11 protein-coding genes, 1 tRNA gene and 1 pseudogene are annotated in these 13,136 nt (G+C 74.3%); 12 read left to right on the top strand and 1 reads right to left on the bottom strand.

All coding sequences use genetic code 11. From position 1 onward, the window contains the following. The first annotated feature begins 2 nt into the window (after positions 1 to 2). The 9 genes from OO47_RS23870 to OO47_RS23830 all read left to right on the top strand — a co-directional run bounded on the left by OO47_RS23870 (position 3) and on the right by OO47_RS23830 (position 8,496). Entirely contained in the window at positions 3 to 695 is a 693-nt protein-coding gene (locus tag OO47_RS23870; protein WP_030210192.1) for a phosphonatase-like hydrolase, read from the top strand. Next, entirely contained in the window at positions 692 to 1,744 is a 1,053-nt protein-coding gene (locus tag OO47_RS23865) for an ABC transporter ATP-binding protein (protein WP_030210193.1), read from the top strand. The genes OO47_RS23870 and OO47_RS23865 overlap by 4 nt, the downstream gene beginning before the upstream one ends. Then, positions 1,737 to 2,618 carry a 2-aminoethylphosphonate ABC transporter permease subunit gene (locus OO47_RS23860; protein ID WP_030210195.1) on the top strand — a complete coding sequence of 294 codons (882 nt, stop codon included), beginning with the start codon at positions 1,737 to 1,739 and terminating at the stop codon, positions 2,616 to 2,618. The genes OO47_RS23865 and OO47_RS23860 overlap by 8 nt, the downstream gene beginning before the upstream one ends. After that, a complete protein-coding gene (locus tag OO47_RS23855) occupies positions 2,605 to 3,402 on the top strand; it encodes an ABC transporter permease (RefSeq protein WP_030210197.1) in 798 nt (265 codons plus the stop codon). The genes OO47_RS23860 and OO47_RS23855 overlap by 14 nt, the downstream gene beginning before the upstream one ends. Positions 3,403 to 3,481: 79 nt before the next feature. Continuing rightward, positions 3,482 to 4,549 (top strand): 2-aminoethylphosphonate ABC transporter substrate-binding protein, encoded by a 1,068-nt coding sequence (locus OO47_RS23850; RefSeq protein ID WP_030210199.1) that lies wholly within the window; start codon positions 3,482 to 3,484, stop codon positions 4,547 to 4,549. Positions 4,550 to 4,682: 133 nt separating this feature from the next. After that, the gene (locus OO47_RS23845; protein ID WP_030210202.1) at positions 4,683 to 6,239 is read left to right on the top strand and encodes an alkaline phosphatase family protein; all 1,557 of its coding nucleotides are present in this window, start codon (positions 4,683 to 4,685) and stop codon (positions 6,237 to 6,239) included. A 78-nt stretch (positions 6,240 to 6,317) separates the two neighbouring features. Continuing rightward, positions 6,318 to 7,097: an HAD-IIA family hydrolase gene (locus OO47_RS23840; RefSeq protein ID WP_030210204.1), complete on the top strand. Its 780-nt coding sequence runs from the start codon at positions 6,318 to 6,320 to the stop codon at positions 7,095 to 7,097. Between the two features lie 137 nt (positions 7,098 to 7,234). Continuing rightward, the gene (locus OO47_RS23835; RefSeq protein ID WP_234323277.1) at positions 7,235 to 7,834 is read left to right on the top strand and encodes a hypothetical protein; all 600 of its coding nucleotides are present in this window, start codon (positions 7,235 to 7,237) and stop codon (positions 7,832 to 7,834) included. Then, entirely contained in the window at positions 7,831 to 8,496 is a 666-nt protein-coding gene (locus OO47_RS23830; RefSeq protein WP_106969455.1) for a class F sortase, read from the top strand. Before OO47_RS23835 ends, OO47_RS23830 begins: the two co-directional genes overlap by 4 nt. A 58-nt stretch (positions 8,497 to 8,554) precedes the next feature. On the opposite strand, the gene OO47_RS23825 is transcribed toward OO47_RS23830, so the two are convergent. After that, positions 8,555 to 8,628, bottom strand: a tRNA-Lys gene (locus OO47_RS23825). 183 nt (positions 8,629 to 8,811) lie between these two features. Between OO47_RS23825 and OO47_RS23820 the strand changes: the two genes are divergently transcribed. The 3 genes and pseudogenes from OO47_RS23820 to OO47_RS36385 all read left to right on the top strand — a co-directional run. Then, positions 8,812 to 10,374 (top strand): peptidoglycan-binding protein, encoded by a 1,563-nt coding sequence (locus tag OO47_RS23820; RefSeq protein WP_030210211.1) that lies wholly within the window; start codon positions 8,812 to 8,814, stop codon positions 10,372 to 10,374. 10 nt (positions 10,375 to 10,384) lie between these two features. Beyond that, the gene (locus tag OO47_RS38040) at positions 10,385 to 11,185 is read left to right on the top strand and encodes a hypothetical protein (protein ID WP_051715665.1); all 801 of its coding nucleotides are present in this window, start codon (positions 10,385 to 10,387) and stop codon (positions 11,183 to 11,185) included. Positions 11,186 to 11,684: 499 nt separating this feature from the next. Further along, positions 11,685 to 13,100, top strand: a pseudogene (locus OO47_RS36385) (SPFH domain-containing protein); the annotation flags it as partial. Between the last annotated feature and the right edge of the window lie 36 nt (positions 13,101 to 13,136).

Raw genomic sequence — 13,136 nt, 5'->3', positions numbered from 1 at the left:
CCATGAACACACACAAGAAGAACACGTACGGCCTCGTCGTCCTCGACATGGCCGGCACCACCGTCGCCGACGACGGCCTGGTCGAACAGGCCTTCACCGTCGCCGCCGAACGCCTCGGGGAGGACCCGGCCGCCATGATCGGCCACGTCCGCGCCACCATGGGCGAGTCGAAGATCTCCGTCTTCCGCCACCTCCTCGGCGGCGACGAGCGGCGCGCCCGGCAGGCCAACCTCGCCTTCGAGAAGGCGTACGGGGAACTCGTCGCCGACGGCAGGATCGCCCCGGTCCCCGGCGCCGCCGAGACGATCGCCACCCTCCAGGAGCAGGGCAGGACCGTCGTCCTCACCACCGGATTCGCCCGGGTCACCCAGGACGCCATCCTCGACGCCCTCGGCTGGCGCGACCTCGTCGGCCTCACCCTCTGTCCGGCCGACACCGGCGGCCGGGGCCGCCCGTACCCCGACATGGTCCTCGGCGCGTTCCTGCGCACCGGGGCCGTGGACGACGTGCGCCGGGTCGCGGTCGCCGGCGACACCTCGTACGACATGCTCTCCGGCGTCCGCGCCGGCGCCGGGATCGTGGCGGGCGTCCTGACCGGCGCCCACGACGAGGCCGCGCTGAAGGAGCACGGCGCCACCCGCGTCCTCGCCTCCGTCGCGGAACTCCCGGAGCTGGTACGGGAGTGCGAAGCATGACCAGCGGCATCCGCTTCGACGCCGTCTCCGTCGCCTACGGCTCCACCACCGTCCTCGACTCCCTCGACCTGACCGTGGAACCCGGCGAGGTCATGGCCCTCCTCGGGCCCTCCGGCTCCGGCAAGACGACCGCGCTGCGGGCCGTCGCCGGGTTCGTCCGGCCGGTCTCCGGGCGGGTGTTCATCGGGGACCGGGACGTCACCGACCTGCCGCCGTACCGGCGCGGGATCGGCATGGTCGTCCAGCAGTACGCCCTCTTCCCCCACCTCAGGGTGGACGCCAACGTCGCCTTCGGCCTCAAGGCCCGCAAGGTCCCCAAGGCCGAGATCCCCGGGCGGGTCGCCGAGGCCCTGGAGATGACCGGCATGGCCGACTACGCCCGCCGCCACCCCCGGGAGCTCTCCGGCGGGCAGCAGCAGCGCGTCGCCATCGCCCGCGCCCTCGCCGTACGCCCCGACGTCCTCCTCCTGGACGAGCCGCTGTCGGCGCTCGACGCCCAGCTGCGCTCCGGGATGCTGGCCGAACTGGCCCGGCTCCACCGCGAACTGCCCGACGTGTCGATCCTGTACGTCACCCACGACCAGGTCGAGGCGCTGACCCTGGCCGACCGGATCGCCGTCATGGACCGGGCCAGGCTCCGGGACTGCGGCACCCCGCAGGACCTGTACCGCAGGCCCCGCACCGAGTTCACGGCCTCCTTCGTCGGCAACGCCAACCTGCTGCCGGTGACGGTGGGCACGGACGGGGTGGTCCTGGGCGGGACGGAGCTGAAGGTGGCGACCGGGGGAGCCGCCCCCGGCTCCTCGGCCACCCTCTGCGTCCGCCCCCACCTCGTCGGCCTCGGAGACGGCCCCAACGCGCTGCGGGGCCGGATCACCGAGGTCCAGTGGCGCGGCTCCACCCACCGCCTGTACGTGGAGGTGGCGGGCCACCGGGTGAAGGCGGACGTCCGCGAGCTGCGCGAGACGCCCCCGCTGGGCGCCGGGGTCGCCCTGCACTTCGCGCCCGAGGACGCGGTGCTGCTCACGGCGGGGGTGACCGGTGACTAGCGCCCTGAGCGTCTCCGCCCCGGCCGCCCCCGAGGGACGACGGCCCCGTACCGCCCCCGGGGGACGACGGCCCCGCACCGCCCCCGCCTGGGTCTGGGCCCTGCCCCCCGTCGCCGTCCTCGGCCTCGTCTTCCTCTACCCGCTCGCCCTCGTCGTCCGCGAGTCCCTGGCCCCCGGCGCGTACGCCGACGTCCTCGGCTCCGCGTCCTTCCGCGACGCCCTCGTCACCACCGTGTGGATCGCCGTCGCGGCCACCGCCGGCTGCCTGGTCCTCGGCTTCGCCCTGGCGCTCGTGATCGCCTTCGTGCCCTTCCCCGGCGCGAAGGCGGTGGCGAAGTTCATCGACGTCTTCCTCTCCTTCCCGTCCTTCCTGATCACGCTCGCCCTGCTGTTCCTCTACGGCACGGTCGGCATGGCCAACGGCATCTGGACCGACGTCACCGGCGCCGCCACCGGGCCCTTCCGGTTCCTGACCACCCCGTGGGGCGTGCTCCTCGCGGAGATCACGTACTTCACCCCGTTCGTGATGCGCCCGCTGCTCGCCGCCTTCTCGCAGATGGAGACGGCCCAGCTGGAGGTGGCGTCCTCGCTCGGCGCCCGGCCGCTGCGGATCGTCCGGCAGGTGATCCTGCCCGAGGCGCTGCCCGCGCTCGCAGCCGGCGGCAGCCTGGTCCTCGTCCTGTGCCTCAACGAGTTCGGGATCGTCCTCTTCACCGGCGCCAAGGGCGTCACGACCCTCCCGACGCTCGTCTACGGCAAGGCGATCCTCGAATCCGACTACGCCGCCGCCTGCGTCGTCGCCGTCGTCAACGTCGTGCTCTCCACCGGCCTGTACGCCCTCTACCGGGGGGTGAGCCGCCGTGCTGGTGCATAGCCGTACGGGCAGGTGGACGGCCTGGGCCCTGTTCGCCGTCCTCTTCGTGCCGCTCTTCGCCCTGCCCCTCCTCGTCGTCCTCGCCGCCTCGTTCTCCACGAACTGGTCCGGCGCCTTCCCCTCCGGCCCCACCACCGCCCACTACGCGGCGGCCGTGCGCGGCGAATCCCTCCAGGCCCTGACCACCAGCCTGGTCACGGCCGTCACCGCCAGCCTGATCGCGCTGACCGCCGGCACCTGGGCCGCGCTCGCCTCGGCGGCCCTCGGGAAGCGGGGCCGGCGGATCGTGGACGCGCTCTTCATGCTGCCGGTCGCCGTGCCGTCCGTGGTGGTCGGCCTCGCCGTCCTCGTCGCCTTCTCGCAGCCGCCGGTGCTCCTCAACGGCACCCGCTGGATCGTGGTCCTGGCCCACACCGTGCTCGTCACCGCCTTCGCCCACCAGTCGGTGTCGGCCGCGATCCGGCGCCTGGACCCGATGTACGAGCAGGCGGCGGCCGGTCTGGGCGCCCGCCCCTCGTACGTCCTGCTCCGCGTGAAGCTCCCGCTCCTGCTGCCGTCCCTGAACGCGGCGGCCGGGCTCTGCTTCGCCCTGTCCATGGGGGAGCTGAGCGCCACGATGATGCTCTACCCGCCGGACTGGACGCCGCTGCCGGTGCTCGTCTTCACCGCCACCGACCGCGGCTCCCTCTTCACCGGCTCGGCGCTCGCCGTGGTCCTCATGGCCGCGACGCTGCTCGCCCTGCTCGCCGTCTCCCGCGTCCGCACCAAGGCCTCGTACCGCTGAGCCCGTACGGCTCGAAGCCCCGCACCGCCAAAGTCCCCGCACCGCCAAAACCCCCGTACCGCCAGGAGAGAACAACGTCATGCGTCCCCTGCCCACACACGCCAAGCCGGTCGCCGCCCTCACCGGCGCCCTCGTCCTCGCCGCCTCCCTCACCGCCTGCGGCGGCTCCTCCGCCGCCTCCGACGAGAAGGTCGTCACCGTCTACAGCGCCGACGGCCTCAAGGGCGAGGCGGGCGACGGCTGGTACGACAAGGTGTTCGAGGACTTCGAGAAGCAGACCGGCATCAAGGTCAAGTACGTCGAGGGCGGCTCCGGCGAGATGGTGCAGCGCGCCCTCCGCGAGAAGAGCAACACCCAGGCCGACGTCCTCGTCACCCTGCCGCCCTTCATCCAGCAGGCCGGCTCCAAGGGGCTGCTCCAGGCGTACGCGCCGCAGGGCTCCGACCGGGTCGACGGCGCGGACAAGGCGGCCGACGGCACCTGGACCTCGATCGTCAACAACTACTTCGGCTTCGTCCACAACAAGAAGGAACTGCCCGCCGCGCCCAGGAACTGGGAGGAGCTGCTCGACGCCAAGTACAAGGACCGGCTCCAGTACTCCACCCCCGGCGTCGCGGGCGACGGCACCGCCGTCCTCATCAAGGCCATGCACGACTTCGGCGGCCAGGCCCCGGCCATGGAGTACCTGAAGAAGCTCCAGGCCAACAACGTCGGCCCGTCCTCCTCCACCTCCAAGCTCGCCCCCAAGGTGGACAAGGGCGAACTCCTCGTCGCCAACGGCGACGTCCAGATGAACTTCGCCCAGTCCAAGTCCATGCCGAACCTGGGCATCTGGTTCCCGGCCAAGGGGGGCGGGAAGCCCACCACCTTCGCCCTGCCGTACGCCGCGGGCCTGGTGAACAAGGCCCCCCACGGCGAGAACGGCAGGAAGCTCCTCGACTTCCTGCTGAGCGAGGGCGCCCAGCGCGAGGTCAGCGCCGTCGGCGGCGGCTTCCCGGCCCGCAAGGACGTCAAGCCCACCGACGCCAACGCCCTCGCCCTCGCCGAGCTCCTCGAAGGCGTCGAGGTCTTCGAGCCGGACTGGGCCGACATCGACCGGAACCTGACGGCGTACGTCGACGCGTGGAAGTCCGCCACCGGAAGCTGAGAGTTCACCGTACGGCCCTGGAAACACCTCCGCAGATCGCGGAAGGATAACGGGTACGGACCCAACGCCCCTGAGGAATCAGGGGCGTTGAGGTCGTCCGGCCCCTTCCGCCCCTTCCACGGAGGACTCCGACATGCCGCTCACCGGCATCCCCCGCCGCACCGTGCTCACCGCCGCGGGCGCCACCGCGGCCGCCGCCGTCACCGGCCTCGCCACCGCCCCCAACGCCCTGGCCGCCACGAGCGCCGCCACGGCCGCCGCCCCGACGCTCCCGAACGGCACCAGCAAGGACAAGGTGCTCGTCGTCGGCATGGACGGCCTGCGGTACGACCGGATCGACGCCGCCCAGGCCCCCGCCCTCAAGTCCCTGATGGCGAACGGCACCTTCGGCCGCTCCCTGCTCTACGCGAACCCGATGGCCGCCACCTCCTCCGGCCCCGGCTGGTCCACGATCTCCACCGGCGTCTGGCCCGACAAGCACGGCGTCAAGGACAACACCTTCACCGGCAAGAACTACGGCGCGTACCCCGGCTTCCTCGCCCGCCTCCACCAGGTCCGCCCCGGCCTCTCCCTCTTCGCCGCCGTCGACTGGCCCGAGCTGGACACCCACGGCACCGTCACCCCCGGCGCCGACGCCAAGCTCGTCTACGACAACGACTACGCCGTCAACGACAAGGTGATCACGGACATCACCGAGGACGTCCTGCGGAACCAGAACCCCGACGTCCTCTTCGTCTACTTCGGCGAGACGGACGAGATCGGCCACAACCACGGCGCCGCGCACGCCAAGTACCTCGAAGCCATCGACGTCCAGGACGCCTACCTCGGCCGGCTCCTCGCCGCGATCCGGGCCCGTCCGTCGTACGCCACGGAGCGCTGGACCGTCATCGTCACCACCGACCACGGCCACACCGACGCCGGCGGCCACGGCGGCTCCGCCGTCGAGGAGCGGCGCACCTTCGTCCTCGCCCAGGGCCCCGGCATCGCCGCCGGCGCCCGCCCCATCGACACGCGCCTGGTGGACGTCGCCGCCACCGTCTTCCACCAGCTCGGCATCGTCCCCGACCCGTCCTGGGGCCTGGACGGCAAGCCGATCCAGGAGCGCTCCACCGACCCCTTCGACACCCTGTACGGGTCGCTGACCGGCCGCGTGGACGAGACCGGCATCCCCGCCGGGGTCCTCGGCTTCACCCGCACCCCGCCCAGCGGCTGGTCGGTCATCGACAACGCGATGGGCACCGGCGGCGTGACCGAGTGGCGCGGCTGGTCCTTCGCCACCGACGAGTTCTGGTCCCGCACCCAGCGCGACCAGTCCCGCGAGCTGAACGTGCGGGCCCGGGGCGTCTTCGCCGTCGCCGACTCCGACGAGTGGGCCGACAAGACCTTCTCGGGGACGTACGACTCCACCCTGGTCACGCCCGCACACAGCGTCTCCGGCGCGTCCTCGGTGACCCTCGGCTTCACCACCCTCTACCGCCAGGAGGGCTCCCAGGCGGCCCAGGTCCTGGCGAGCTTCAACGGCGGCACCCCGACCGTCGTCAAAAGCTACACCGCCGACGTCCTCTCCAAGGCCCAGTCCCTCACGGTCCCGGTCCCCTCCGGCGCCTCCACCGTGAGCTTCCGCTTCCGCTACACCGGCAGCAACAACTGGTACTGGACGATCGACGGGGTCAAGATCACCACTTCCTGATTACGCTGGGGGCGTCGCCACAGCGCAGTCGCGGCGCCCCAGCACCCGCACGACATGCACGGCAGGAGTCCCGCACCCATGGCAGAGCGCAAGCCGATCGAATCCTGGCTCACCGACATGGACGGCGTCCTCATCCACGAGGGCGTGCCGATCCCCGGCGCCGACGCGTTCATCAAGAAGCTGCGGGAGACCGGGAAGCCCTTCCTGGTCCTCACCAACAACTCGATCTACACCGCCCGCGACCTGCACGCCCGCCTCGCCCGGATGGGACTCGAAGTCCCCGTCGAGAACATCTGGACCTCCGCCCTCGCCACCGCCAAGTTCCTGGACGACCAGCGCCCCGGCGGCACCGCGTACGTCATCGGCGAGGCCGGCCTCACCACCGCGCTGCACGACATCGGCTACGTCCTCACCGACCACGACCCGGACTACGTGGTGCTCGGCGAGACCCGTACGTACTCCTTCGAGGCGATGACCAAGGCCGTCCGGCTCATCAACGCCGGCGCCCGCTTCATCTGCACCAACCCCGACGAGACCGGCCCGTCCCTGGAGGGCCCGCTGCCCGCCACCGGCTCGGTCGCCGCGCTCATCACCAAGGCCACCGGCAAGGAGCCGTACTTCGCGGGCAAGCCGAACCCGCTGATGATGCGCACCGGGCTCAACGCGATCGGCGCCCACTCCGAGTCCAGCGCCATGATCGGCGACCGGATGGACACCGACATCCTGGCCGGTCTGGAGGCGGGCATGCAGACCTTCCTCGTCCTGACCGGTCTGACGACCACGGCGGAGGTGGACCGCTACCCGTTCCGCCCGTCCAAGATCGTCGACTCGATCGCGGATATCGTCGACCGCGTCTGACCTGCGGGAAGGGACCCGGTCCGCACGCCCGATCGGGCCCCTCCGGATGCGGGAAGCGCCGGAACGGGTGACCCTGGCAGCACCAGGAGGTCACGATGCGTTCAGGTCCCACTGCTCTCCGTGCCGCAGGAGCGGCCTTGGTCCTCGTCCTCGCGCCCGCGGCCGGCGCGCACGCCCACGACGGGGTGAGGGTCACCGTCACCCCGTCCACCGCCTCCCCGGGTGACGACGTGGACGTCCGGGTCGAGGGCTGCAAGGGCACGGTCGGTGTCGCCAGGTCCCGGGCCTTCACCGCCGAGGCGAAGCTCGTCGGCCGGGACGGCGGGAAGCACTCGATGCACGGCGACGCCACCCTCAGGTCCGGCCTCGACGCCGGTACGTACGAGGTCGGCGTCTTCTGCGACGGCCGCGAGCACCACGACGCCGGTGCCGTCCGGGTCGAGCGCCGCGAGCCGACCCACCGGCCCACCCACCACCCGACCCACGAGCGGCCGACCCACCACGCGACCCCGGTCGCCCCGGTCCGCGCGGGCGGGGGCGGCGCCGCCGCCTTCGCCGCGCCCGCCGCCCCCGGCGTCGCCCAGGCCGCCGGCGAGGACGGCCTCGGCACCCCGTACACCGTGCTCGGCCTCGGCATGGCCGCCCTCGCCGCCGTGGCGGTCGCCCTCCGCAGCTCCCGCCGCCGCACCGACGGCTCCTCCGGCACGGGTACGGGCGCGAGCACGGGTACGGAGTGACGGTGCCGTCCGGCCCCGGCCCGGCGGGCACCGGGCGACTCGTCACAGGCACGGCCTGGGCGCTGCTCTTCCTCGGCCTCTGGCTCTGGGGCGGCGGGGCGGTCGAGGGCTCCGCGGGCAGCTCGGGGCCCACCACCGGCGACATCGCCGCCGTCGGCCGCCCGCCCGGCGCGGAGCTGCCCCCGGCCCGGGCGCCCCTCGCGCCTGCCGAGCCCCGGCGGGTCGAGGTCCCCTCGCTCGGCGTCGACGCGCCCGTGGTGGCGCGCGGTCTGGACGGCACGGGCGCCGTCGACCCGCCGCCGTTCGAGACGCCGGGCACGGTGGGCTGGTTCGGCCCCGGCACCCAGCCGGGCGCGGCCGGGGCGGCGCTCTTCGTCGGCCACGTCGACACCGAGACCCGCCCGGCCGTCTTCTACGGCCTGAGCGCGGCCCGCCCCGGCGCGAAGGTCCTCGTCACCCGGGCGGACGGCTCGGTCGCCGAGTTCACGGTCGACGACGTCCAGGTCTTCCCGCGCGAGGACTTCGACGCCACGAAGGTCTACGGCCCCCGTGAACCCGGCCGCGCCGAACTCCGCCTGATCACCTGCGGCGGCACCTTCGACCGCGCGGCGGGCGCGTACACGGCGAACGTGGTGGTGTCGGCGTACCTCACGGGAGGCTGAGCGACCCGAGGAACGACCAAGGCCCCCTCACCGTCGGTGAGGGGGCCTTGACCTTGCGTGCGCCGCCAGGGACTCGAACCCCGGACCCGCTGATTAAGAGTCAGCTGCTCTAACCAACTGAGCTAGCGGCGCCTGCTGACAGAGAGAACTCTACCCGACGCGAAGGCGTGCTCCTGACCAATAACGATCGTCCCCGGCCTGTCGGACGGTCGTATCGGTCCTTCGTTCCGTCAAAATGTGATTTATCGGAACAGTTGTGACATTGAGGCCCCAAACGACGGTCGGAAGACCGTGACGAGTGTGGAGGGGAATCGCATGAGCGTGCCGGTCTTCGAGGAGTTCGAACCAGCGGCCGACTGCGCCTGCCCGGGCTGTGCCCGGCAGCGGCGTGACCTCGCCCTCGGCCTGCCGGTCCGGTCGGGCGGCCACCCGGCGGCCCACGGCGCCCGCCGCGCCCTGGTCCTGATGACGGCGGCGGGGGTGGTCCTGGGCGGCGGCGGGGCCGGCGCCGCGGCTCCCCTCTCCCGCCCGACGGGGGCGCCGACGGACACGAAGCCGTCCGACGCGCCGCCGCCGGGCGGTACGGCGACCGGGGGGACGACGGCCGGGGTGTCGGTGGACGTGACGGTCGACGTGTCGACGGAGGTGTCGACCGGTGTGTCGGCCGAGGTGGCGGTCGGCGTGTCGGGCGACGTGTTCACGGAGACGGACCCGGCGGACCCGGCGGACCCGGAGGGAACGGCCCCGGAAGAAGAAGGGACGACGCCCCCGGACCCCACCCCCGTAACCGCGCCCGAGCCCGCCGTCGGGCCCGACACGCCGCAGGGCGGGCGGGAGCCGCTGCACGGCGCACCGGGCCCCGGCCCGACCACGGGCCAGACCGCGACCGACGCGCTGCGGCCCACGACCCGCGCCGAGATCATCGACCGCGCCAAGCTGTGGGTGGCCGCGCAGGTCCCGTACTCCATGGAGAAGTACTGGACGGACGGGTACCGCCAGGACTGCTCCGGCTACATCTCCATGGCCTGGAACCTGCGCAACAACGAGTGGACCGGCAGCCTCGACCGCTTCGGCGAGAGGATCGACCGCGCCGACCTCCAGCCCGGCGACATCCTGCTCTTCCACAACCCGGCCGCTCCGAACCGGGGCTCGCACGTCACGATCTTCGGCGGCTGGACCGATCCCGCGCACACCTCCTACACCGCGTACGAGCAGACCGAGCCGCGCGCGCGGAAGAAGACGACGCCGATGGCGTACTGGGAGAACTCCGACCGGTACGTGGCCTACCGCTACAAGGGCGTGGCGAGCGGCGACGGCACCGGCGCCGGGGGCGGGGAGACGACCGCGGTGCCGCCGTTCCCCGGCGCGGCGAAGTTCGGACCGGGCAGGAACAACGCGTACGTCACCCGGCTCGGGCAGCTGCTCGTCGCGCGCGGCGGCAAGAAGTTCTACGCCGTGGGGCCCGGCCCGCGGTGGACCGAGGCGGACCGGCGGGCGACCCGGGCGTTCCAGCAGGCGCAGGGGTGGAAGGGCAAGGAGGCGGACGGCCTGCCCGGCCCCGACACGTGGGAACTGCTCGTGACCGGCAAGGGCCGGAGCATCGGCGGTTCGAGTGGTTCGGGCGGTCCGAGCGCGCATGCGGCGCCCTTTCCCGGGCGTGGCTACTTCCGTCCGGGCCGATCCAACGCATATGTGGAGAAGCTGGGCAAGCAACTGGTGAAGCGGGGCTTCGGCAAGCACTACCTGTCGGGGCCCGATCCGCGCTGGACGGAGGCGGACCGCCGCAACGTCGAGGCGTTCCAGCGGGCACAGGGCTGGCGCGGCGGAGCGGCCGACGGCTACCCGGGCCCGGAGACCTGGCGGCGCTTGTTCCGATGACCCCGAGAGCATGAGGTGGACCCCGAATGACGGCACCGACCCCGAACCCCGCGGACTCCGGCGCGGCGGCCTCGCGCGACGCGGCCCGCACGGCGAGACGCCTGACGGACGGCACCCTTCCCCGCACGTCCCCGCCCCCGACGAACCCGCCCCGCACACCACCGCCGGGGGACCGCCCGACCCCGCAGCCGGCCGACCGGACGGCCCCGCCCCAGGCCGCCCCGCCGACCCCGTCCCCGACTGGTCCACCGGCTTCGACCCCGGCTGGTCCACCGGCTTCGACCCCGGCTGGTCCGCCGACCCCGTCTCCGGCTGGTCCGCCGACCCCGTCCCCGGCTGGTCCGCCGACCCCGTCTCCGGCTGGTCCGCCGACCCCGTCCCCGGCTGGTCCACCGGCTTCGTCCCCGGCCGCCCCGCCGACCTCGACCCCGGCCGGTCCGCCGGCTTCGACCACCCTGTCGGACCCGGCACCGGCCGACCGGACGGGCCCGGGGCCGACTGCTCCGGCTCCCTCGACGGTCGACGCTCCGGCGGCCCCGGCGACCGTTACTCCGGCGGGCCGGGCGGTCGACGCTCCGGCGGCTCCGGTGGCCGGTGCTCCGGCGGGCCGGCCGGTCGATGTCCCGGCGACCCCGGTGGCCGGTACCGAGTCGGGCCGCGCGGCCGGCGCTCCGGCGGCCCCGGTGGCCGTCACTCCGGCGGGCCGGGCGCCCGGTGCTCCGGCAGCCCCGGTGACCGACGCTTCGGCGGGCCGGGTGGCCCATGCCGCGGCGGCTCCGACGACCGGCACTCCGGCGGGCCGGGCACCTGATGCTCCGGCGTCCGATGCTCCGGCGGCCCCGGCGGCCGGTGCTTCGCCGGGCCGCGCGGCCGGTGCTCCGGCGGCCCCGGTGGCGGGCGCCCCCTCGGGCCCGAAGGCCGACGCCCCGGCCGCACAGGCTTCGGCGGCCCCGGCTCCGGCCCCGGCCCCGGCCTCGGCTCCGGCTCCGGCTCCGGCCTCGGCCCCGGCCGGGGTCTCCGTCCCTGTGGGCGGTTCGGGTGGTTCCGTTTCCGGTACGGAGCCGGGCACGGGCGCGGGTTCCGCGTCCGGTACGGCTCCGAGCGCGGCGGCGGGCTCCGTTTCCGTCCCGGTGGCCGGGCCCCCGGCCGCCACCGCCGTGCGGACGGCGGTCCGCACCTCCCCGCCGAAGGGGGCCGTGCCGGGCGCACCCGTCGAGAAGCCCGCCCGTACGTCCCCGCCGGGGGAGCCCACCGGGGCCCGCCCCGGGGGCGCGGCGCCGGCGGCGCGCGTCGAGGTGCCGACCCGTACCGCCCCGCAGAAGGCGCCGGCCCCGTCCGCACGGACGAAACCGGCCACCGGGACACAGGCCTCCGCCTCCCCCGCCCCGGCGAAGGCACCCGTGCCCCCCGTGTCCGCACCGCCGGCCCCCGCGGAGGACCGCCCCGCCCCCGGAGGGGACCCCGCCCCCGACTTCGGGCGGATCAGGGGCGCCCGCGTCGCCGCCGTCGCCCTGCCCGTCGCCGGGGTGGTGCGGGTGGCCCGGCGCAGGAACGTGATCGGGACCGAGACCACCGGCTCCATCCCCGTACACCTGCTCTTCCGGGACGAACCGGAGACCGCCGCCGCCCCCGGCGCGAAGGACGACGACGGCGGCCCCGACACCGTCGCCATGGCCGCGCCCGCCGCCCCGGGGAGGACCCGCGGGCCCGGCGTCCCCGGCCCGTCGAAGACCCCGGCCCCGGACCGGGCCGGCGCGGCGGCGAAGGGCAGGGCCCGGCACGCGGCCCCGCCGCCCTCCTCCCGCCCGGCCCCCACCGCCGACCCGGCCCTCGTCGAGCGCCCCGGGGCGGTGCTGCCCGGCTGGGTCGGGGCGGTCGCCGGGGCCCTGGCGCTCGCCTGGTGCGCGGCGATCGTGTGGTGGACGGGAGCGGTGCCCGCCGAGGCGGCGCGGATGCTGCGGCTGCCGGTCCGCCCGTACCACGGCGTCCACCTCGGCCAGTGGGCCCTGCTCGCCCTCGGCGTCGTGGCCGTCCTCTTCGCGTTCGGCGGCCTCGGCCGGGGCCGGGTCGGATACGCCTGGGTCCTGACGCTGTTCGGGGACTACCGCGGCACGGTCCGCCGCACCGGCCTGATCTGGGTCAGTCCGCTGCTGTTGCGCCGCCGGGTGGACGTACGGCTCCGGCACTGGCGCAGCGAGCCGCTGCCGGCCGTGGACGCGCGGGGCACGGCGCTCGACGTGGTCGTCCTGGTGGTCTGGCGGGTCCGGGACACGGTCCGCGCGTCGCTCGGGGTCGACGGCCACGAGGAGTACCTGCGGGAGCAGGTGGAGGCGGCGATGGCCCGGGTGCTCTCACAGCTCCCGGCGGACGCGTTCCACGAGGACGCCCCGACGCTCCGGGACGCGGAGGCGGTCGGCGAGGCCCTGACGCGGATGCTGTCGGCGGAGTGCGCGCCGGTCGGTCTGGACGTCTTCTCGGCGCAGCCGACGCGGATCGAGTACGCCCCCGAGGTCGCGACGGCGATGCGGCGCAGCCGGATCGCGGCGCTCGACGCGAAGCACCGGGACGCCGTCCTGACGTCGGTCGTGGACGCGGTGGACGACGTGGTCCACCGGCTGACCAGTCGTGGTCTGGTGGAGCTCGACGACTACGAGCGCAAGGCGCTGGTCAAGGACCTGACGGTGGCGTTCTACACGGGAAGGGCGTCTTCCGCCGAGGGTGCCTGAGGGGATGGACAGCGACAAGTTCCGTCCATACCTTGG

The organism is Streptomyces bikiniensis (genome assembly GCF_000716625.1).
In the GTDB taxonomy this organism is placed as follows: Bacteria; Actinomycetota; Actinomycetes; order Streptomycetales; family Streptomycetaceae; genus Streptomyces; species Streptomyces bikiniensis.
This window is presented reverse-complemented; position numbering and strand designations above follow the sequence as displayed.

Excerpts from the sequence above, each read along its gene's own strand:
- OO47_RS23870 (WP_030210192.1), top strand. The coding sequence starts at position 3 with ATGAACACACACAAGAAGAACACGTACGGCCTCGTCGTCCTCGACATG.
- OO47_RS23865 (WP_030210193.1), top strand. The coding sequence starts at position 692 with ATGACCAGCGGCATCCGCTTCGACGCCGTCTCCGTCGCCTACGGCTCC.
- OO47_RS23850 (WP_030210199.1), top strand. The coding sequence starts at position 3,482 with ATGCGTCCCCTGCCCACACACGCCAAGCCGGTCGCCGCCCTCACCGGC.
- OO47_RS23845 (WP_030210202.1), top strand. The coding sequence starts at position 4,683 with ATGCCGCTCACCGGCATCCCCCGCCGCACCGTGCTCACCGCCGCGGGC.
- OO47_RS23840 (WP_030210204.1), top strand. The coding sequence starts at position 6,318 with ATGGCAGAGCGCAAGCCGATCGAATCCTGGCTCACCGACATGGACGGC.
- OO47_RS23820 (WP_030210211.1), top strand. The coding sequence starts at position 8,812 with ATGAGCGTGCCGGTCTTCGAGGAGTTCGAACCAGCGGCCGACTGCGCC.
- OO47_RS38040 (WP_051715665.1), top strand. The coding sequence starts at position 10,385 with ATGAGGTGGACCCCGAATGACGGCACCGACCCCGAACCCCGCGGACTC.